General features: G+C 68.6%; 14 protein-coding genes. 11 read left to right on the top strand and 3 right to left on the bottom strand.

The features are described from left to right. Positions 1 to 3 precede the first annotated feature (3 nt). Genes ACZK4S_RS04220 through ACZK4S_RS04210 form a run of 3 tightly spaced genes read left to right on the top strand, consistent with a single transcriptional unit; the run spans position 4 to position 6,096 of the window. On the top strand, positions 4 to 831 hold the full coding sequence (locus tag ACZK4S_RS04220; protein WP_076060199.1) for a carbohydrate ABC transporter permease: 828 nt from the start codon (positions 4 to 6) through the stop codon (positions 829 to 831). Positions 832 to 856: 25 nt separating this feature from the next. Beyond that, the gene (locus ACZK4S_RS04215; RefSeq protein ID WP_463643468.1) at positions 857 to 3,664 is read left to right on the top strand and encodes a family 78 glycoside hydrolase catalytic domain; all 2,808 of its coding nucleotides are present in this window, start codon (positions 857 to 859) and stop codon (positions 3,662 to 3,664) included. Between the two features lie 2 nt (positions 3,665 to 3,666). Next, positions 3,667 to 6,096, top strand: coding sequence for a beta-glucosidase family protein (locus tag ACZK4S_RS04210; RefSeq protein ID WP_463643467.1), 2,430 nt, complete (start codon positions 3,667 to 3,669; stop codon positions 6,094 to 6,096). Here ACZK4S_RS04210 and ACZK4S_RS04205 read toward each other — a convergent pair. Then, positions 6,065 to 6,406, bottom strand: a complete 342-nt coding sequence (locus ACZK4S_RS04205) for an L-rhamnose mutarotase (protein ID WP_233120706.1) — start codon at positions 6,404 to 6,406, stop codon at positions 6,065 to 6,067. The genes ACZK4S_RS04210 and ACZK4S_RS04205 overlap by 32 nt on opposite strands. A gap of 78 nt (positions 6,407 to 6,484) precedes the next feature. On the opposite strand from ACZK4S_RS04205, the gene ACZK4S_RS04200 reads away from it, so the two are divergent. From ACZK4S_RS04200 to ACZK4S_RS04170, 7 genes are all read left to right on the top strand, one after another. After that, complete coding sequence (locus tag ACZK4S_RS04200) at positions 6,485 to 7,510, top strand: LacI family DNA-binding transcriptional regulator (protein WP_076060204.1); 1,026 nt, start codon at positions 6,485 to 6,487, stop codon at positions 7,508 to 7,510. A gap of 172 nt (positions 7,511 to 7,682) precedes the next feature. Continuing rightward, positions 7,683 to 9,203, top strand: a complete 1,521-nt coding sequence (locus ACZK4S_RS04195) for a sugar ABC transporter ATP-binding protein (protein ID WP_076060003.1) — start codon at positions 7,683 to 7,685, stop codon at positions 9,201 to 9,203. Then, entirely contained in the window at positions 9,200 to 10,234 is a 1,035-nt protein-coding gene (locus ACZK4S_RS04190) for an ABC transporter permease (RefSeq protein WP_076060005.1), read from the top strand. Before ACZK4S_RS04195 ends, ACZK4S_RS04190 begins: the two co-directional genes overlap by 4 nt. Further along, positions 10,231 to 11,292, top strand: coding sequence for an ABC transporter permease (locus tag ACZK4S_RS04185; RefSeq protein ID WP_463643466.1), 1,062 nt, complete (start codon positions 10,231 to 10,233; stop codon positions 11,290 to 11,292). The genes ACZK4S_RS04190 and ACZK4S_RS04185 overlap by 4 nt, the downstream gene beginning before the upstream one ends. A 75-nt stretch (positions 11,293 to 11,367) precedes the next feature. Further along, positions 11,368 to 12,447, top strand: coding sequence for a rhamnose ABC transporter substrate-binding protein (rhaS, locus tag ACZK4S_RS04180; protein ID WP_463643465.1), 1,080 nt, complete (start codon positions 11,368 to 11,370; stop codon positions 12,445 to 12,447). Between the two features lie 172 nt (positions 12,448 to 12,619). Then, positions 12,620 to 13,783, top strand: a complete 1,164-nt coding sequence (rhaI, locus tag ACZK4S_RS04175; RefSeq protein WP_076060013.1) for an L-rhamnose isomerase — start codon at positions 12,620 to 12,622, stop codon at positions 13,781 to 13,783. Positions 13,784 to 13,787: 4 nt separating this feature from the next. Beyond that, a complete protein-coding gene (locus ACZK4S_RS04170; protein WP_463643464.1) occupies positions 13,788 to 16,265 on the top strand; it encodes an FGGY-family carbohydrate kinase in 2,478 nt (825 codons plus the stop codon). Positions 16,266 to 16,273: 8 nt separating this feature from the next. Here the strand turns inward: ACZK4S_RS04170 and ACZK4S_RS04165 are convergent, their stop codons facing one another. Both ACZK4S_RS04165 and ACZK4S_RS04160 read right to left on the bottom strand, forming a co-directional pair. Then, a complete protein-coding gene (locus ACZK4S_RS04165) occupies positions 16,274 to 18,688 on the bottom strand; it encodes an ABC transporter permease (protein ID WP_463643463.1) in 2,415 nt (804 codons plus the stop codon). Continuing rightward, positions 18,688 to 19,434 (bottom strand): ABC transporter ATP-binding protein, encoded by a 747-nt coding sequence (locus tag ACZK4S_RS04160; protein WP_076060021.1) that lies wholly within the window; start codon positions 19,432 to 19,434, stop codon positions 18,688 to 18,690. The genes ACZK4S_RS04165 and ACZK4S_RS04160 overlap by 1 nt, the downstream gene beginning before the upstream one ends. 281 nt (positions 19,435 to 19,715) lie before the next feature. Between ACZK4S_RS04160 and ACZK4S_RS04155 the strand changes: the two genes are divergently transcribed. Then, positions 19,716 to 20,150, top strand: coding sequence for a hypothetical protein (locus ACZK4S_RS04155; protein ID WP_143570889.1), 435 nt, complete (start codon positions 19,716 to 19,718; stop codon positions 20,148 to 20,150). Positions 20,151 to 20,155 lie beyond the last annotated feature (5 nt).

Here is a 20,155-nt window from a genome sequence, read left to right as displayed (position 1 = left end):
GCCATGCGCTCATCCACCAGGTGGATCATCGGCATCGTCGGCATCGTCGTCACCACCGTGGTGTTCCTCGTCCCGCTCGCCTTCGTTTTCACGACTGCCTCGAAGTCGCCCCAGGAGGCCGCACGCCTCCAGTTCTCGTGGCCGGAGCAGTTCCAGCTGTGGAGCAACATCGTCGAGGTCTTCCAGGCCCGCGACTACATGCTCATCATCGCCTTCATCAACTCGGCGATCCTCACCGTGGCCAGCGTCACACTGATGGTGCTCTTCGGCTCGATGATCGCCTACGTGCTGTCGCGCCGCGCCAGCAGGTGGAACGGCCTCATCAACGGCCTGGTGCTCTCCGGACTCATCATCCCGCCTGCCGTCGTACCCACCATCTGGGTGATGCAGAGCCTCGGCATCTTCAAGACGCTGCACGGGCTCATCCTGATCGAGGTGGCCTTCGGCCTGTCCTTCACAGTGCTGATGATGCGCGCCTTCGTCTCCACCATCCCCAAGGAGATCGACGAAGCCGCCGTGGTGGACGGCGCCGGTCCGGTGCGGCTGTTCTTCAGCGTCATCCTGCCGCTACTCAAGCCCGTGATCGTCACGATCATCGTCGTCCAGTCGATCTTCGTGTTCAACGACTTCCAGAACCCGCTCTACTTCCTCCCGGGTGATGCCAACGCGACAGTGCAGCTCACACTGTTCAACTTCCGCAGCCAGTTCGTCACCAGCTACAACCTGCTGTTCACCAACATCCTCGTGATCACCATCCCCATGCTCATCCTCTATGTCCTCTTCCAGCGCCAGATCGTGGCCGGCATGACCGCCGGCGCCGTCAAGGGCTGAGACTCACACGCCTGAAAGGTGCACCATGTCGCACACGGCTGACGCCCCCCGTCTCGACTACGGACTCTACGGCGGCGCGGTCCCCATGCCCCGTCCGCGGGTGTCGTGGATCTCCCGCAGTGACCAGCCGGCCTGGCGACAACTGCGCGCCGAACTGGCGCTGACGCTGGCAGGGGCCCACGAGCAGGTGGCCCCCATCGAGGGGGACCGGTCCGTCTTCGTGGACTGGCCGTTCGCGGATCTCCACCCCCGGGGGCGGGGCGAGCTCCGGGTCCGCACCGAGGGCCCCGACGGTTGGTCCGGCTGGAGCGATCCGGCCACGTTCACTGCCTCCTTCCTGGGCGACGGGGAATGGCGGGCCGATTTCGTGGGTCTGGCTGACCCCACCGTCGAGTCCCAGGTCGCGCACTTCAGGCGAGAATTCGAGGTCCGACCTGGCCTGAGACGGGCCACGTGGTACGCCACGGCACACGGCGTCTACCAGACGTGGGTCAACGGTGCCGCGGTCGACGACCAGCACATGAAGCCGGGCTGGACTCCCTACCAGTACCGGCTGGTGCACGAGACCACGGACGTCACGAACCAACTGAATGAGGGTCCCAACGCGATCGGGGTTGTCCTGGCAGGCGGCTGGTACACCGAGCATTACGGCTTCCAGGGGCAGGCCCGGCCGTTCTACGGCACCCAGCCGTCCGTCGCGGGCCAACTGCTCCTCGAATACGCCGATGGCAACCGCGAGTGGGTCGCCACCGATGCCGATTGGCGAGCGACCGGCAATGGGCCATGGACCGGGGCCGGGCTGTACAAGGGCGAGACCTTTGATGCGCGCCGGCTCCAGGACGGCTGGGACAGAGCGCACTTCGACGACGCCGCCTGGGCCCCCGTCAAGATCCGCCCTGCCGGACCTGTGCCCGGACCCCGCACCTCGCCGTCGGTCCGCGTGACCCAGACGGTACCGGTGCAGCAGGTCCTCATCTCGCCGTCGGGCCGGACGCTGCTGGACTTCGGGCAGAACCTCGTGGGTCGGCTTCGGATCCGGGTGTCCGGCACCTCGGGCGACACCGTCACCCTGCGGCACGCCGAGGTACTGGAGGACGGCGAACTGGGCACCCGCCCACTGCGAGTGGCCACGGCCACCGACACCTTCACACTCCGCGGCGACGGCGAGGAGAGGTGGGCTCCCCTGTTCACCTTCCATGGCTTCCGGTACGCCGAGGTGGATGGCTGGCCGGGGGCCTTCGACCCCAGTGACGTGGTGGCCGAGGTGATCGGTTCCGACATGCGCCGCACCGGCTGGTTCGAGTCTTCTGACGAGCTCGTCAACCGCCTCCACGAGAACGTGGTGTGGAGCATGCGCGGGAACTTCCTCTACCTGCCCACGGACTGCCCCCAGCGCGACGAACGGTTGGGCTGGACCGGCGACATCCAGATCTTCGGGCCCACCGCGAGCTTCCTCTACGACTCCGACGCATTCCTGGCCTCCTGGCTCGTGGACCTCGCACTGGAGCAGGAGCACGCCGACGGCAGCGTCGCCTTCACCGTCCCGGACGTGCTTGATTCGGGCAGCGTCCCGACCGCCGCGTGGGGCGACGCCGCCACCGTCCTTCCCTGGCTGCTGCACGAGCGCTTCGGCGACACCGCCACGTTGAAGCGCCAGTACCCCTCCATGAAGGGATGGACCGACCACATCCTCGCTCTGGCCGGTGAGCGCCATCTCTGGGAGGGCATGTACCAGTGGGGCGACTGGGTGGACCCGGACGCCCCGGCCGATGATCCGGCCAAGGCCAAGACGGACCCCGATCTCGTGGCCAGCGCTTTCCTCTTCCGCTCCTCCACGCTGACGGCGCGGGCCGCCGAGCAGCTCGGTTTCGAGACGGAGGCAGAGCACTACCGCGCCGCCGCCGGACGCGTCCGCGACGCGTGGCTGCGCGAATACGTCACGCCAGCCGGCCGCATCGTCTCGGATGCCCAGACCGCGTACGCCCTGGCTGTCGAGTTCGGGCTCGCGACCCCCGAACTCGTGGACGGGTTCGGCCGCAGGCTCGCCGAACTCGTGCGCCGCGACGGCTACCGGATCAGCACCGGCTTCGTGGGGACCCCGCTCGTCACCCACGCGCTCACCACCACCGGACACACCGCGGCGGCGGCCCGCATGCTCCTTCAGACCGAGTGCCCCTCGTGGCTCTACTCGGTCACCATGGGAGCCACGACGATCTGGGAACGCTGGGACTCCATGCTGGAGGACGGCTCCATCAACCCTGGCGAGATGACCTCCTTCAATCACTACGCCCTCGGATCCGTGGCCGATTGGCTGCACCGCGTGGTGGCCGGGCTGAGCCCCGGCGAGCCCGCGTACCGGACGGTCAGGGTGGCACCGGTGCCGATCCCCGGTCTCGACCACGCTGCGGCCCGCTTCGACGGTCCCTATGGCGAGATCAAGGCGGGCTGGCGCCGGCAGGAGGGAAAGGTTGTCGTCGAGGCCGTCATTCCCGCGAACTCACGCGCCAGCGTGGAACTTCCGGGCCGTGCCGCGTTCACGGTGGGTTCGGGCACCCACACCTGGACGATCGAGGATCCCGAGGTCACGCCCGAGGCGCAGTGCGTCACCATGGACACACCGCTGTCCGCCGTCATCGACGACCGCCCTGCCTATGATGCCGTCGTGGCGGCGTTCGACGCCGTCGACCCCGCGGTCGGCAAAGACTTCCGCCGACGCACCCGCTGGGTGGCCAACCAGCCCCTGGCCAGCACCACCCGGCTGGTGTCCACGAAGGTGATCACAGCCCTTGAATCCAAGCTGGACGAGCTCAACGCCACACGGCTAGGGCACTGACGATGACAGGCTCACCGTGGCTCAGCCCCGATCTCGTGCTCGAGGACCGCGTCTCCGCGTTGCTCGCTGATCTTGCGCCCGCCGACTTCGAGGCGGTCGCCCTCGGCGACTTCACTGCCCTGACGTCCCGCGGCATCCCAGAGCCCCACTACGTCGACGCGGGCACAGGGTTGCGCGGCGTCGGCTCCGCCACCGCCTTCCCCGCCGGCATCGCGCTCGCCGCGAGCTTCGACGAGGAACTGGCGGAGGAGTACGGCGCGGCGGTCGGCGAAGAGGCCCGGCGCGCCGGGTTCACCGTCCTCCTCGGCCCGACGGTGGACCTGGCCCGCGACCCCGTCGGCGGTCGCATCGGCGAGGCCCTCGGTGAGGATCCCCACCTCGCCGGGGTCCTCGGCGCCGCCCACGTCCGGGGCGTGCAGAGCCGCCACGTCGTGGCACAGGTGAAGCACTATGTCGCCTACAACGGCGAGAAGCGCCGCACCGGCCACGGGCTCGAGCCGGGGCGGGGGGACTCCGTGAACGTCAAGGTCTCCCGGGCGGAACTCCACGATGTCTATCTGAGGCCGTTCGAGGCCGCTGTCCGGGCGGGGGCCTGGTCGATGATGGGCTCCTACAACCGTCTGGACGGCGAATACGTCTGCGAGTCGAGGGAGTTGCTCGACCTCCCGAGGGAGATGTGGGGCTGGAAGGGGTTCTACTGCCCAGACTTCATCTTCGCGGTCCGGGACCCGCAGAAGGCTCTCGAGGCGGGACTCGATCTGGGTGCCCTGGGTGGCGACGGTGGCCGCACCCCCGAGATGGTCGCCGCAGCGGACCCGGGGTTACTCAGCCGCGCCGTGGCCAACGTCGTTCGCGCCATGATCGGGGTGGGGCTGGTCGACCATCCGCTTCCCCCGGCGGGAGAGCCCTCATCGGAGGACCACCGTGACCTCGCCTTCCGCGCGGCAGTGGGGGGCTCCGTGCTGCTGCGCAACGATGGCCTGCTGCCCTTGGCCGCTGACCGGTCGGTCGCACTGATCGGCCCCTGCCACGACGGAGCCATCCACGTGGTCGGCGGCGCCGCGTCGGTCTCGCTGAACCGTTCCCGGATCACTTCGCCACGCGACGCCATCGCTTCCCGTGCCGGGCGGGTGTCGCTGGCCACGGGCTCCGTGGGCGATGTGCCCCTGCCCCCGGTCCCCGCCTCCGCGTTCACCCTTCCCGACGGGTCCCGCCCCGGCGTCGAGGTGGAGTTCACCGACGGCAGCGCCACGTGGACGGACGTGCTCCCCCAGATCGACCACACGCTCGATCCCGCCGATCCCGGGCGAGCATGGCCACGCGCCTGGCGGACCCTCCTGACACCGTCGACCTCAGGCTCCCACCGGTTGAGCCTCACCCTCGGCGGGGCCGCGCACGTCCGGCTGGACGGCGTCGAGATCATGGCCGGCGGCCGCGAGGTGGAGCAGTTCATCAGCGGCCCGCACTACCCCATGCAGACTGTGGTTGAGCTCCGGGCAGGCGTCCCCGTCGCGCTGGAGATCGACTACACCCCGGGCCCCGCCATCACCATTCCGCCCATGGGCCTCGGCCCCACTCTGCGGCTCGGATGGCAGGAGCCCGGGGACAGGCTGGACGAGGCCGCCCGAATCGCGGCGGAGGCCGATGTCGCCGTCGTCTTCGTGACCATGGCCACGGGCGAAGGCATGGACCGCGACTCGCTATCCATCCCCGGCGAACAGAATCAACTCGTGCGCCGGGTGGCTGCCGCCAACCCACGCACGGTGGTGGTCCTCAACACTCCGGGCGCCGTCGAGATCGACTGGGCCGACGAAGTGGCCGCCATCCTCCAGGTCTGGTACCCGGGAGAACGCTATGGCGAGGCGCTGGCCGCGATGCTCTTCGGCGAGACGGAGCCGGGCGGAAGACTCCCCCTCACCTTTCCCCGGACCAGAGCGGACCTGCCTGGTCAGACGCCGCCGGGGCACGCGCCCGAGACCCTGGACTACGACGAGGACGGCGGTATCGGCTACCGCTCCCCCGGCATCCAGAGCCGCGGGGCCCGCTTCCCGTTCGGATTCGGCCTGGGCTATGCCACGACGGAGGCCCAGGTCAACTCGGGTCGACTCGCCGACGGCTCAGTGCACCTCGACATCACCGTGACCAACCTCGGCGACCGCGACACCACCCATGTCGCCCAGGTCTACGCCCGCTTCGACGGCGAGAACGGGAGGGAACTCGTGGCCTTCCGGCGCATCCCGGTACATGCGGGGTCGACGGCGCAGGCCCGCATCACTGTGTACCCCAGCGACCTCGCGCGCTGGAGTGACGACGCAGGCCGCCGGATCCCGGTGCCCGGCTCCCACACGCTCCACGTCGCACAGCACTCCGCGGATGAGGGGATCCGGGTGCCCATGACCATCACAGGCGCTCCAGTTGCTCCTCGAGATTGAAGACCTCTTCGAGTTCGAGGAAGCTCTCGTCCGGGGCCGCGTCCAGGTCGACGAAGAACTCGGCCATCTGCGCCTGCCACCGGCCGTTGACCTCGGTCTCGGCCATGGCGCGCTGAGCCGCACCCAGGTCCTCGGATTCGACGTAGCCGATCAGCAACCCGTCCGGCCGGAGGAACAGGGAGTAGTTGTGCCAACCGGACTCCTTGAGGGCACGGAGCATCTCCGGCCAGACGGCCGCGTGGCGCTCCTTGTATTCGTCGAGCCGGTCAGCCCGTACCTGGAGCTGGAAACAGTGGCGTCGCATGGGCATGGGGCACATCCTGATCAACACGGCTCTACGCGAGCCTGAAACGCTTCATTGCGTGGATAGCATAGAGGGGTGGACAAGATGACGAGGACCGGCTCCGGCGTGGGCATCAAGGACGTCGCCCGCGCTGCGGGCGTGTCGGTCGGCACGGTCTCGAACGTCATGAACCGGCCGGACGTGGTGTCGCCCAGCAGCCGAGAGAAGGTCGAGAAGGCCATCGAGGAACTGGGCTACGTGCCCAACGACGCAGCGCGGCAACTGAAAGCCGGCACCAGCCGCACCGTCGGCCTGGTGGTCGTCGACACCCAGAACCCCTTCTACGGCACCATCGCACTCGAGGCCGAGGATGCGGCCGAGGAACGTGGCCTCGGCCTGTTCATCGCCAACTCCCACCGTCGCCACTCGAAGGAACAGTTCTACCTGTCGCAGTTCGAGCAGCAGCGCGCCCGCGGCATCCTCGTGACGCCCGTCTCCTCGGATCTCGACGTCCAGCGCAGCGTCGCCCAGCGCGGCACCCGCGTCGTGCTGGTGGACGCGGTGGAACGCGACGAGGGCTTCTGCGCCGTGGCGGCCGACGACTTCCACGGCGGCTACCTGGCAGTCAGGCACCTCATCGACCTGGGCCGCCGCCGCATCACCATCCTCGGCGGGCCGGAGCATTTCCGGCAGGTGGGGCGACGCCTCGCCGGCGCGCAGCAGGCTGCCAGCGAGACCCCCGGGGTGGAGATCGAGTACCTCGCGCCGGAAGAGATGAGCATCCTGGCCGGCCGCGACGCAGCGATCCAGATCGCGGAGCGCGACACACTGCCCGAGGCCATCTTCGCGATGAACGACCTGCTGGCCATCGGTGCCCTCCAGGCGCTCGTCATGTCACGCTCGCTGCGGGTGCCCGAGGATGTCGCGCTGATCGGCTACGACGACGTCGCATTCTGCGAGGACGCCGTCGTGCCACTGTCGTCCATCCGTCAGCCGAGCGCCGAGATGGGCCGCAAGGCCATCGAACTCCTGGACGATGAGATCACCGACGGCGACAGCCACACGCACCGCTGGGTACTCCTCAAGCCCGAACTCATCGCCCGCAGATCTACTCTGGGCGACGGGCGCTGACCGGGGAGCCGGAACCTCTCGCGAGGCCGACCGGCTCAGCGATCCGACACCGCAGAACCGGCGGAGTATAACGATTCAATCACCGATGACGGCGCGCTTGACCTGAGGGCAGCGGCGTCCTTATAGTTGCAGCACACGAATGAATCGTTTCATACCTCGATGGGGAGGCTACATGAAGGACGAGGTGAGAACGCAGGCACCAGCGCTGAGGCTGGACCGGGTGTTCAAGTCTTTCGGGCAGGTGGTGGCGCTGCGATCCGGCAGCCTCACCATGCACCGGAACTCGATCCACGCACTGATCGGCGAGAACGGAGCCGGCAAGTCCACTCTGGTCAAAATCATCGCGGGCCTGTACCGCCGCGACTCCGGTGACGTCGAGCTGGAAGGAACGACCGTCGATTTCACCAGCACCGCGCAGTCGAAGGCCGCCGGTATCGCCGTGATCTACCAGGAGCCGACGCTCTTTCCCGATCTGTCGGTGACCGAGAACATCTTCATGGGTCGCCAGCCCACAGACCGCTTCGGGCGCATCGACCGTCGGAGCATGCGCCGCGAGGCGATCGAGATCTTCGAGCGACTCGGCGTCGCGATCGATCCCGACCGCGTGGTCGAGGGATTGTCGATCGCCGATCAGCAGTTGATCGAGATCGCCAAGGCCATCTCACTCGACGCGCAGATCCTCATCATGGATGAGCCCACCGCGGCGCTCTCCGGGGTTGAGGTGGACCGTCTCTTCGCCGTGGCCCGCAGCCTGCGCGACGAGGGCCGGGCCCTGCTGTTCATCTCGCACCGCTTCGACGAGGTCTTCGCCCTGTGCGACACCGTCACCGTGATGCGGGACGGCTCCTACATCGACACGCTCTCCATCGAGGACACCACCGTCGACCAGCTCGTCTCCCTCATGGTGGGCCGCGATGTGACCGAGATGTTCCCCAAGCTCCCCGCCGAGATCGGCGAGGTCGCCCTCGAGGTGAAGGGGCTGACGCGCAAAGGCGTCTTCCGCGACATCTCCTTCTCCATCCGCTCCGGCGAGATCGTCGGCCTCGCGGGTCTGGTGGGAGCCGGCCGCAGCGAGGTGGCCAGGGCCATCTTCGGTGTGGACCGGTACGAGTCCGGCTCTGTGCACCTGCACGGAAAGCACCTGCCCGGCGGCAACCCGCGGTTGTCGACCGCCCGGGGCATCGCGCTCGTGCCGGAGGACCGGCGCAAGCAGGGCCTCGTGCTCGACGACAGCGTGGCGCGCAACATCACGCTGAGCATCCGCTCCCGGTTGGCCCGGTACGGCCTGATCTGGACCGGTCTCGAGAACAGGGCCGCAGAAATCTGGGCGAGCCGGCTGGAGGTCAAGACCTCGTCCCTCGACGCTGAGACCGGCACCCTGTCCGGCGGCAACCAGCAGAAGGTCGTCCTCGGCAAATGGCTCTCCACGGAGCCTTCGGTGCTGATCGTCGACGAGCCCACGCGCGGGATCGACGTCGGGACCAAAGCAGAGGTCCACCGCCTCCTCAGCACGCTCGCGCAGCAGGGCATCGCCATCCTCATGATCTCCTCCGAACTGCCCGAGGTGCTGGGCATGTCGGACCGCGTCCTGGTCATGCGGGAAGGCAGCCTCACCGGTGAGTTCAGCCGCGACGAAGCCACCCCGGAGGCCGTCCTCCACGCCGCCACAGCACAGTTGGAGACAGTTCGATGAGCGCCACGACGATCCCCCGCCCCGGCACCAGCAGCGCTGCCCGCTTCGTCAGGCGCGTCGCATCCGCTCGCGAGCTCGCCATTCTCCTGGCCCTGCTCCTGGTGATCGCGGCCGCCACACTGGCCAACCCCACCTTCCTCTTCTCCCCGGACGGTTTCCGCGACCTCCTGCTGACGCCGTCGCTGCTCCTGCTGGTGGCCGTGGGTCAGGCGGTGGTCATCATCACCGGCAACATCGACCTCTCGGTCTCCTCAGTGGTGGGCCTCACCGCCTACATGACCGGACGCCTGTTCATCGATGTGGAGGGCATCCCGATCGTCGTCGTGATCCTGGCGGGCCTGCTGTTCGGTGCCCTCCTGGGCGCTGTCAACGGAGCGCTGATCGCCGTCGCCAAGGTCCCCGCCCTGGTGATCACCCTGGGCACGATGTACATCTACCGCGGCCTCAACGTCTCATGGGCCGGCAGTAGCCGCATCAACGCCTCAGACCTTCCCCGCGGCTTCCGAGCCCTGGGCACGGACCAGATACTCGGCATCCCCGTGCTGACCATCATCGCGGTCGTCGTGCTGGTGCTTGCCGCCTGGTACCTACGCAACATGCGTGGCGGCCGTGAGCTGTACGCCATCGGCTCCGACGCCCCGGCCGCGCACCTTTACGGCCTCAAGGTCACCCGACGCCTCGTGAGCGCGTTCGTCCTCTCCGGCGCCCTGTCCGGGCTGGCCGGGGTCCTGTACGCGGCGCGTTACGGCACCGTCAGTTCCGCTGCCGGCACCGGATGGGAACTCCAGGCGATCGGCGCGGCCGTCATCGGCGGCGTGGCCGTCGCCGGTGGCATCGGCACCCTCTGGGGGGCGGCGCTCGGCGCGTTCCTCCTTCTGACCATCAACCGCGCCCTGCCCATCCTGGGCATCGACGACTTCTGGCAACGCGCCGTCGTCGGCACGCTCATCCTCGGCGCCATCGTCCTCGACCGGGTCCTGGCAGTCCGCCAGAGCCGCAAGCTCGTCGCACAACGAGAGGAGAAGCCGTGAGCACCGCAGTCGCCGCACCCGGCACCCGCACCTACGCCAACCACGCACGGCCCGCCTGGCGTCGCCTCCTGCTGAACCGCGAAGGCGCGATCATCGCGATCCTGCTGCTCGTCTACGTGATCTCGTTCATCGTCGTGCCGAACTTCGACGGCCCCCTGACGGTCACCTTCCTCCTGCGCGAGCTCGCCCCGATCCTGCTGATCGCGCTGCCGATGACGCTGATCATCATCACCGAGGAGATCGACCTCTCCGTGGCGAGCATCGTGGGCCTGGCCAGCGTGCTCACCGGCCTCCTCACCCAGGCGGGCCTGCCGTTCCTGGTGGCCGCCCTCGTCGCCGTCTTCGCGGGAGCGCTGGCCGGCATGTTCAACGGCTTCCTCGTCACGTTCGTCGGCCTGCCGTCCCTTGCCGTCACGATCGGCACCCTCGCCCTGTACCGCGGCATCGCGGTGGGCCTGCTCGGCACCACGGCCATCACGGAGTTCCCCGAGACATGGACCAGTCTGGCCCGTGCGAACATCCCGGGCACTCCCATCCCGCTGGTGATGGTGGCCTTCGCACTCCTCGCCATCGTGTTCGCAGTGGTGCTCCACTTCACGCCGTTCGGCCGCTCGCTGTACGCGATCGGCCTCAACAAGGAGGCCGCCGCCTTCTCGGGCATCGACGTGGGCCGCACCAAGTTCCAGCTGTTCATCGCCAGCGGGGCGGTGTCCGCCTTCGCGGGCGTCTATTTCACCCTGCTCTACTCCAACGCCCGCGGCGACAACGCCCTCGGCATGGAACTCCAGATCATCGCGGCGGTCCTGCTGGGGGGCGTCTCGATCTTCGGTGGCCGCGGTGCGCTGCACGGCGTCATCGCCGGCGTGCTGCTCATCGGCGTGGTCGGCAGCGCCCTGCGCCTGGCGAACGTCACCAGCGACGTGATCAACGTGATCACCGGCCTGCTGCTCATCTTCTCCGTGGTCTCCTCAAGCCTCCTCGCCTGGATCCACGCCCGGCGGGCCGCGGCGGTCGGCAGACGTAAGGGGGTGGCCAGCGCCCGAGCTACCTCCTCATGACCAGACCACCCCGGAACCACTCAACAATCCCAACCAATCACCCCAACAAGCAGTCCATGACGAAAGGTAACAATGATGTTTGGACTTCGTAAGACGCGCTTCGCGTTCCGATCTGCTGCCCTCGCGGCCGCAGCAGCCCTCCTGTTCACCGGCTGTGGCACCGGTACCACCGACGACGGCGCCGAGCCCACCACCGGCGACAGCACATCCCAGTCCGCACCCGCCGACAACGGCGCCAACGGCGACCTGACGATCACCTTCCTGCCCAAGAACCTGGGCAACCCCTACTTCGACACCTCCAGCACCGGCGGCAAGGAAGCCGTCGAGGAGCTCGGCGGTACCTTCAGCGAGATCGGCCCCACGGAGGCCAGCCCCACCTCACAGGTGAGCTTCATCCAGACCGCCGCGCAGCAGGGCACCGGCGCCCTGGTGGTCTCGGCCAACGATCCCAGCGCCATCTGCGACGCCCTCGACGAGGCCCGCAGCGCCGGCGTGAAGGTTGTCACGTTCGACTCGGACACCAACCCCGAGTGCCGTGACCTGTTCATCAACCAGGCCGACGCCGAGGGCATCGCCCGCGTCCAGGTCGACCTCGTGGCCGAGCAGATCGGCGACGCCGGCCAGATCGCGATCCTCTCCGCCTCCGCCAACGCCACGAACCAGAACGCCTGGATCGAGATGATGAAGGAAGAGCTCGAGGCCAGCCACCCCGACATCGAGCTCGTCGAGGTCGTCTACGGCGACGACGACGACCAGACCTCGTTCGACCGCACGGCCGCGCTGCTGCAGACCTACCCGGAGCTCAAGGGCATCATCTCCCCCACCACCGTCGGCATCGCCGCGGCGGCCCGCTACCTGTCGACCTCGCAGTACAAGGGCAAGGTCGCCCTCACCGGCCTGGGTACCCCCAACCAGATGCGTGAGTACGTCGAGGACGGCACCGTGACCGCCTTCGCCCTCTGGAACCCGGGCGACCTCGGCTACCTCGCCGCCCACGCGGCAGGCGCCCTCGTCAACGGCGACATCACCGGCGAGGAAGGCGACTCCTTCGAGGCCGGCCGTCTGGGCAGCTACGAGGTCGGCGCCGACGGCGTCGTCCTGCTGGGCGACCCCTTCGTGTTCAACGCCGACAACATCGCCGACTTCGACTTCTGATCGAGGCGCCGCGGGCCTCTGTGCCTGCACTCCACGTCCGGGGGTCCCGTTCGCGGGACCCCCGCTCCATCCCCCCACCCTGACCTCTGCGCTGGCTTGACCATTCTCAGATGGAATTGTATCGTTTCAATTGAACCGTTTAAATGAACTCCCAACCGCAAGGAGGCGGCCCATGTTCGACCACAGCATCAGCGCCCAACTGGCAGCGCAGGCCATCGAGGTTCCTTCGTGGGCCTACGGAAACTCGGGCACCCGGTTCCGGGTGTTCGGCACCCCAGGGACCCCCCGCACCGTCCATGAGAAGTTGGCCGACGCCGCCCAGGTCCACCGGTACACCGGCCTAGCTCCGAAGGTGTCCCTCCACTATCCCTGGGACAAGGTCGACGACTGGAAGGGCCTGCTGGAGTACGCCGAGGACCTCGGCGTCGGCATCGGCACCATCAACTCCAACACCTTCCAGGACGACGAGTACAAGTTCGGCAGCCTCGCGCACCACGACGCGGGCGTCCGTCGTCGCGCCATCGAGCACCACCTCGACTGCATCGAGGTGATGAACCAGACCGGCTCCCAGGACCTCAAGATCTGGCTGGCCGACGGGACCAACTACCCCGGCCAGGGCGACCTGCGCCGCCGCCAGGACTGGCTGGCCGATTCCCTCGCGGAGATCTACCGGCACATCGGCGAGAACCAGCGCCTCGTGCTGGAGTACAAGTTCTTCGAGCCGTCGTTCTACCACACCGATGTGCCGGACTGGGGCACCTCGTACGCCCACGTCTCCGCCCTCGGTGAGCGCGCCTTCGTCTGCCTCGACACCGGCCACCACGCCCCGGGCACCAACATCGAGTTCATCGTCGCCCAGTTGCTGCGCCTCGGGAAGCTGGGGTCGTTCGACTTCAACTCACGCTTCTACGCCGACGACGACCTCATCGTCGGAGCCGCAGACCCGTTCCAGCTCTTCCGCATCCTGTGGGAGGTCAAGCGGGGCGGCGGATTCGACGCCGCGAACGGCGTGGTCTTCATGCTCGACCAGTGCCACAACATCGAGGACAAGATCCCGGGGCAGATCCGCTCCGTGCTCAACGTGCAGGAGATGACGGCCCGCTCCCTGCTGGTCGACACCGCAGCGCTGGAAGCAGCACAGCAGGCGGGCGACGTACTGGGCGCGAACGCCGTGCTCATGGACGCGTTCTACACCGACGTGCGGCCTGCGCTGGCGCAGTGGCGCGAGGGTCGCGGGCTGCCGGCGGACCCGATGAAGGCCTTCGCCGACAGCGGCTACCTCGCCCAGATCGCCGAGGAACGCGTCGGCGGTGCCCAGTCGAGCTGGGGGGCCTGACCCCATGGATGCGGTCATCGCGGTCGACCTGGGTGCCACCAGCGGACGGGTCGTGCTCACGACCTTCCACGACGGGTGCCCACGGTTGACCGAGGTGCACCGCTTCTCCACTGCAGCCCGGCGCAGCGAGGACGGGCTGCGGCTGGACGTCGTCCCGCTGTTCGAGGACATCCAGGCGGGCATCGGCCTGGCGATGGCGGCCGCCCACGGTGACGTGGCGGCCGTCGGCATCGACTGCTGGGCGGTGGACTACGGGCTGCTCGGCGACGACCAGCTGCTGGACCTGCCGTACAACTACCGCGACGAGCGCACCGCCGCCGGGCGCGAACTGATCGCCGGGCGCATCGCCCCCGACGAGCTCTACGCGCGCACCGGTCTCCAGGACCTCCCCATCAACACCATCAACCAACTCGGTCACGACCTGCTGTCCGGCCGCCTCGAGAAGGCCCGGCACCTCCTCCTGTTGCCGGATCTGCTGGGCCACTGGCTGACCGGGCGGATCGTGGCCGAGCGCACCAACGCCTCCACCACCGGCCTGCTCGACCCCCGCACCGGCGGGTGGGACTGGGACCTCATCGACAGGCTCGGCCTTCCCCGCCGCATCTTCCCTGAGGTCGTCGAACCCGGCACGGTGCTGGGTCCGATCATCAACGGTCCCGCGGCCGGCATCCCCCTGGTGGCGGTGGGATCCCACGACACGGCGTCGGCCGTCGTGGGCGCGCCCCTGCAGGACGACGGCGACGTGTTCATCTCGTCCGGCACCTGGTCCCTGGTGGGCATGGAACTGCCGGCGCCGGTGTTGACCGACGAGTCGAGGCTGAAGAACTTCACCAACGAGGGCGGCGTCGACGGCACCGTGCGCTACCTCAAGAACGTGATGGGGCTCTGGGTCATCTCCGAGGCGATCCGCCAGTGGGAGGCCGAGGGGCACCGTCACTCCCCCGCGGCCCTGGCGCAGGCCGCCCGCCGCGTCACGGACGCGCCCGTGTTCGACGTCAACCACCCCTCGCTGCTGCCTCCCGGCGACATGCCGGCGCGGGTCAAGGCGCTCCTCGGAGGCGACGAACGTCTCGACGACCCCACCTTCTTCACTCGCTCCGTCCTCGAATCCCTGGCCGCCGCCTACGCCGACACGATCGCGGAACTGGCGCACCTGACCGGCCGCCGGCCGCGCCGCGTCGTCATCGTCGGCGGTGGCTCTGCCAACACCCTCCTGAACCAACTGACCGCGGACCGCACGGGGCTGCCCGTACTTGCCGGCCCCGTCGAGGCGACCGCCATCGGCAACTCGCTCATCCAGGCCCGCGCCGTGGGCCTGCTGCACGGCTCCCTCTCCGAACTGCGAAAGGTCTCGATGATGTCCACCGACCTGACCTCCTACCAACCCTCCCCCGAGCGGCCCGTCGGCCTGTTGCGTGACATCGTGGCGCTCTCCAACGAGTTCGGCGCCGACCCGGCCTTCACCCGGGCGGGCGGTGGCAACTCGTCGGTGAAGTCCGGCGGCGTGCTCTGGATCAAGCCCAGCGGTGTCTCCATGGCCACGCTCAGCACCGACGACCTGGTGCCGCTCGCCGTCGACGTTCTCAACGGCGCCCTCGCCAGCCCGGATCCGGATCCCGCTCTCGGCGACCCCGTCAACCACCTGGCCACCCTGGCGCGGCTCGACGACGGACCCCGCCGGCCGTCGGTGGAGATCCTCTTCCACGCCCTCATCGACGACACCTTCGTGCTGCACACCCACCCGCTGCTCATCAACGCGGTGACCTGCAACGCCGACGGCGAGGAGCTGACCCGCCGACTGTTCGGCGACCAGGTCCTCTGGGTGCCCTACGTCGACCCCGGCCTGCCGCTGGCCAGGGAGATCGCCGCACGCCGTGCCGCCTACACGGAGCGCACCGGCCGGCCCGCCCCCACCACCACGTTCCTCATGAACCACGGCCTCGTCGTCTCCGGCGACGACCCGGACCAGGTGCGCAGCGAGAGTCACCGCGTCATGCGACGGGTGCAGCAGGCCGTGGATGCCGCCACCGGCGGCCTGCCGGCGGTCGCCGAAGCATTCCGCGCCGCAGTGGGCGCCGAGTTCACGGCGCTCGACGCCAGCACGATCGCCACGCAGTTCCCGCTCACCGAGGCCGGCGCCCGCTTCCTCCACGAGGGACCCCTGATTCCCGACCAGATCGTGTACGCGGGTTCCTTCCCCTTGGTGCTCAACGAGGGCGACGACGCAGCCGAGGCAGTCCGCCGGCACCGCGAGCGCCACGGGGTGGACCCGGTCATCGCCGTCTCGCCTGGGCTGGGAGTGGTTGCGGTGGGAGCCGACGAAAAGCAGGCCAGGACGGCGCTCGAGGTCTACGTCGATGCGCTGACCGTCGGCCAGGCCGCCACGGCCCTCGGCCGTGTGCGGGCCCTGGACGAGCGGGAGCGTCGATTCATCGAGAACTGGGAGGCGGAGGCCTACCGCAAGCAGGTCGCCACCGAGTAGCTCCTTTCTCAGTCGGCGGCCAGCGCCTCCGTCGGGGGCGCGCTGGCCGCCTTCTGACCGGGCAGCAGCGAGGCCAGGACGGCCGCCACCAGACAGACGGCGATGAGCCCGGCGGTGTAGAGCACGTCGATCGAGAAGTGCAGCTGGATGTTCTCGCCCGGCATCATCAGGAGCGTCGACGACACCCCCAACCAGCCGAAGAACATGCCGGCCACGAGCCCGATCACCACCCCCACCCCGACGAGGGCGAGGGCCTCCACCAGCAACATCCAGCGCAGGCCGGAGCGTTGCATGCCGAGGGCGCGGAGCAGCGCGGACTCCCGCTGCCGCTCGATCACCGACAGGCCCAGCGTGTTACTCACGCCCACCAGGGCGATCACCATCGCCACGCCCAACAGGCCAGTCAGCACGATCAGCATGACGTCGAGCACCTGGTTGAGCACCAGGATCGCGCCGGCTCCGGACGCGCCGAAGAAGGCGTCGGGCACCGTCTCCAGGACCTTGACCACCTGGTTGATGGCCTGCAGGTCGCCGCGGTCCTTCAAGGTGATCCAGATCTCGCGCTCCACGGGGTCGCCGGCCAGTTGCTCCAGCGTGGCCGTGGTCACCGAGGCCTGGTAATACTCGAGGCCGGTGCCGGTGACCACCTTCAGCGTCACGTCGCCGTTGGCACCGGGCAGGGTCACGGTGTCCTGGCCCTGGGCGAGCAGGCTCCCCTCAGAAACGACCACCTCGCCGTCCTGCGGATGGGCGTCCTCGGCGATGCGCTTGCCGAGTTCCCGCAGCAGGCCGTTGCGGTCGAAGGCCACCACGTCGTTGTCCAACTGTTTCGCCGGCAGGGTCCGCACCCCGGCGACGCCTTCCATGCCCTCGAGCCGTTGGATGAGGTCGGCTGGCACCTCATCGTCGGCGAACGAGACGGTGAAGTCGACGGGATACGTGGCGTGGATGGATTCCGTGCCGGAGGTGCGGGCCGTCGCCAGCGCCACCTGCAGCGTCACGATGAGCCCGACGGCGAGCATCAGCGCGGTGGCCGTCGCCGCGGCGCGCTTGGGGTTGCGGGCGGCGTTGGTGAAGGCGAGTGTGGCCGTCGGACCCGTCCTGCCGAAGACGGCGCCCAGCAGCTTCAGCAGCGGCGGGACGAAGAACGGGGCCGCCGCGAGCACCGCGACCGTCAGGAACGCGCCTGCACCCACGGCCCACAACACGCTCCTTTCGGTGTTGATGCGGCTCATCACGACGAGGAAGACGCCGATGGCCGCGGTGAGGGCCACGAGGATGGTCCGGATGAGGCCGGCCCGCCGTGCCTGGGCTTCTGTCGGCACAGCCTGCAGCGCCTCGAGCGGTTTCACCCTCGACGCCACGATGGCGGGCGCGATGGCCGAGATCATGGTGGCGGCGACGCCTGCGAGCAGCGCGACGAGCAGCTCGCCCCAGCGCACGTCGAGGCCCCAGTAGAGCGAACCCGTGATGGAGCCGCCGATCAGGGCCACGCCGAAGCCGAGCGCGATGCCCAGGAGCGAGCCGACGACACCCAGCAGCAACGACTCCACGACGATGCGTCCCATCACCTGACCCGGCGAGGCACCCACGGCCCGCAGCAGGCCCACCTGCCGACGGCGCTGCGCCACGAGGATGGCGAAGGTGTTGGCGATGGTGATCATGCCCACGAGCAGCGCGACGACGCCGAAGGTCTGCAGCAGGTACTTGAAGATGTCGAACTGGTTCGTGAGGTCGTCGAGCTGCGTCTGCCGCTCGGCGGCCGCCGTCCGCACGATGATGTCGGGGTCCAGGGAGGCCGCGGCCTCGGAGACACCGTCGAAGGCGTCGGCGGCGGAGGCCCGGTCGTCGAGGACCAGTGCGTAATCGGTGCTCACGTACTCCGGGCCGAACTGCAGGTAGCCGACGGTGGACCACAGGGAGGCGGGGTCGTCGGTCGCGCCGACGATGGTGAAGGCGGTGGCGGAATCGTGGTCCGGCGAGACCGAGTCACCGATGTCGGCGCCCAGCGAATCGAGGCCGGCGCGCGACAACACGATCTCCTGCTCGGAGGTGGGCCACCTGCCGTCAACCAGTTCAGACCACTGGAGGTCTGCTGGCGGCACGCTGTACAGCATGCTCACCTCTGACCTGTCGCCGAAGTTGAGGATGGTGGACTGGCCGAACGGCACCTCGTGCACGGCGCGCACCCCGTCGACCCCCTCAAGGGTGTCGACGAGCTCGGGCAGCTCGAGGCCCAGCGTCGTGACGAAGAGGTCCGCATTGGCCAGCGGCATGGTGGTGGACTTGCCCAACGCCGTCTGCTCGGAGTTGACGAAGACGGAGATGGCCGCGATGAAGCCCACGCTGATGGCGATGGCGATGAGGGTGGCCACGAACCGGCCGGGATGGAGCCTCAGCTCAGAGACGGCTTGACGCCACATCAGGCCACCGCCTGCTGCAGGAAGGAGCTGACGCCCTCGGCGGTGGGCTGGGCGATGTCGGCGACGATGCGACCGTCGAGCAGCATCAGCGCCCGGTGGGCGTACGAGGCGGCGCGCGCGTCATGGGTGACCATGATGATGGTCTGCCCGTGCTCCTGCGAGCAGAGCTGCAGGTATTCGAGCAGCGCGGTGCCGGTCTTGAGGTCCAGTGCCCCGGTGGGTTCATCGGCGAAGATCACCTCAGGGCGGGTCACCATGGCGCGCGCGATGGCGACGCGCTGCTGCTGGCCGCCGGAGAGCTGCGACGGGCGGTGGGTGAGGCGGTCGCCGAGGCCCAACGACGCGACGACCTGCTGGAAGAACGGGCGGTCCACCCTCTTGCCGGCCAGTTCGAGTGGCAGCAGGATGTTCTGCTCGGCGGTGAGGGTGGGCAGGAGGTTGAAGCTCTGGAAGACGAAGCCCACCTTGTCGCGGCGGATGCGCGTCACGCTCTTCTCGGGCAGCCGCGCCAGGTCGTCGGTGCCGACGAACACCGAGCCGGACGTCGGACGGTCGAGGCCCGCCATGCAGTGCATGAGGGTGGACTTGCCGGAGCCGGACGGACCCATGATGGCGGTGAAGGAACCGGGCTCGATGCTCACCGAGACGTCGTTGACGGCGACGACCTGCCGGTCGTCGGAACCGTAGACCTTCGTGAGGTGGTGGGTGCCGCACGCAGGACGCGAGGCGGGCTGGGATTGCGTCATGGGGTGTCCTTCCAGAGGTTTCGCCGACCAACCTATTGAGGCCGCCGCACCCGGGGAATCCACCCCACGTCCCGCCTCGCACGTCGCAGGTATGAGGCGACGGTCGACCAGGGTCGTGGAAGACCCCGAGGGTGCGCGGTGGGCGTGTAACAATCTTTCGTGTTTTTCCGAAAGATGAAGTTAATGACGTTCCGTCCGGGTTGAGAGTGGTACCTGAACGACGGTTTACCCGGCCTGGATGAAAACGGGATAGGGTCAATCAACGGCCGGAAGGACAAGTAATGCCGGAAAGAAAACACGCAGCGATCCTGCGTTGGCTCGCCTCCAGCGGCGTGACAGACATCAGCCTGAGCTGCCAGGAGTCGTCGTTATCCGGCTCCGTGGTTCTGGACCGCTGCCTGACGGAAGTTCCTTTCGCCTGGCTGGTGGAGTTGGCCGTTCATTGCCGCCTCCACCTCGCAGTCGATCACTGTGAGCATTCAGCCGAAGCGGCCACACGGTTCGCCAACCTGGCCGTGCTCACCCGCCGCATCCGGCTCGACGGGGGCCCCGGCGCCGGCGCGCAGGTCTTCTACACCTCGCCCCCCGTCACGGACCCCGATGATCTGCCGGCAGGCGCCGCAGCCGTCCTGGCCCCTCGCGGCACCTACGCCGAGCGGCTCGCCGTGGCGCTGGCGTCACTCCCCGAGCCGTCGCCCGTCACACTGAGCCGCTGAACCGG

The organism is Tessaracoccus zhenghani, from assembly GCF_055326325.1.
This window is presented reverse-complemented; position numbering and strand designations above follow the sequence as displayed.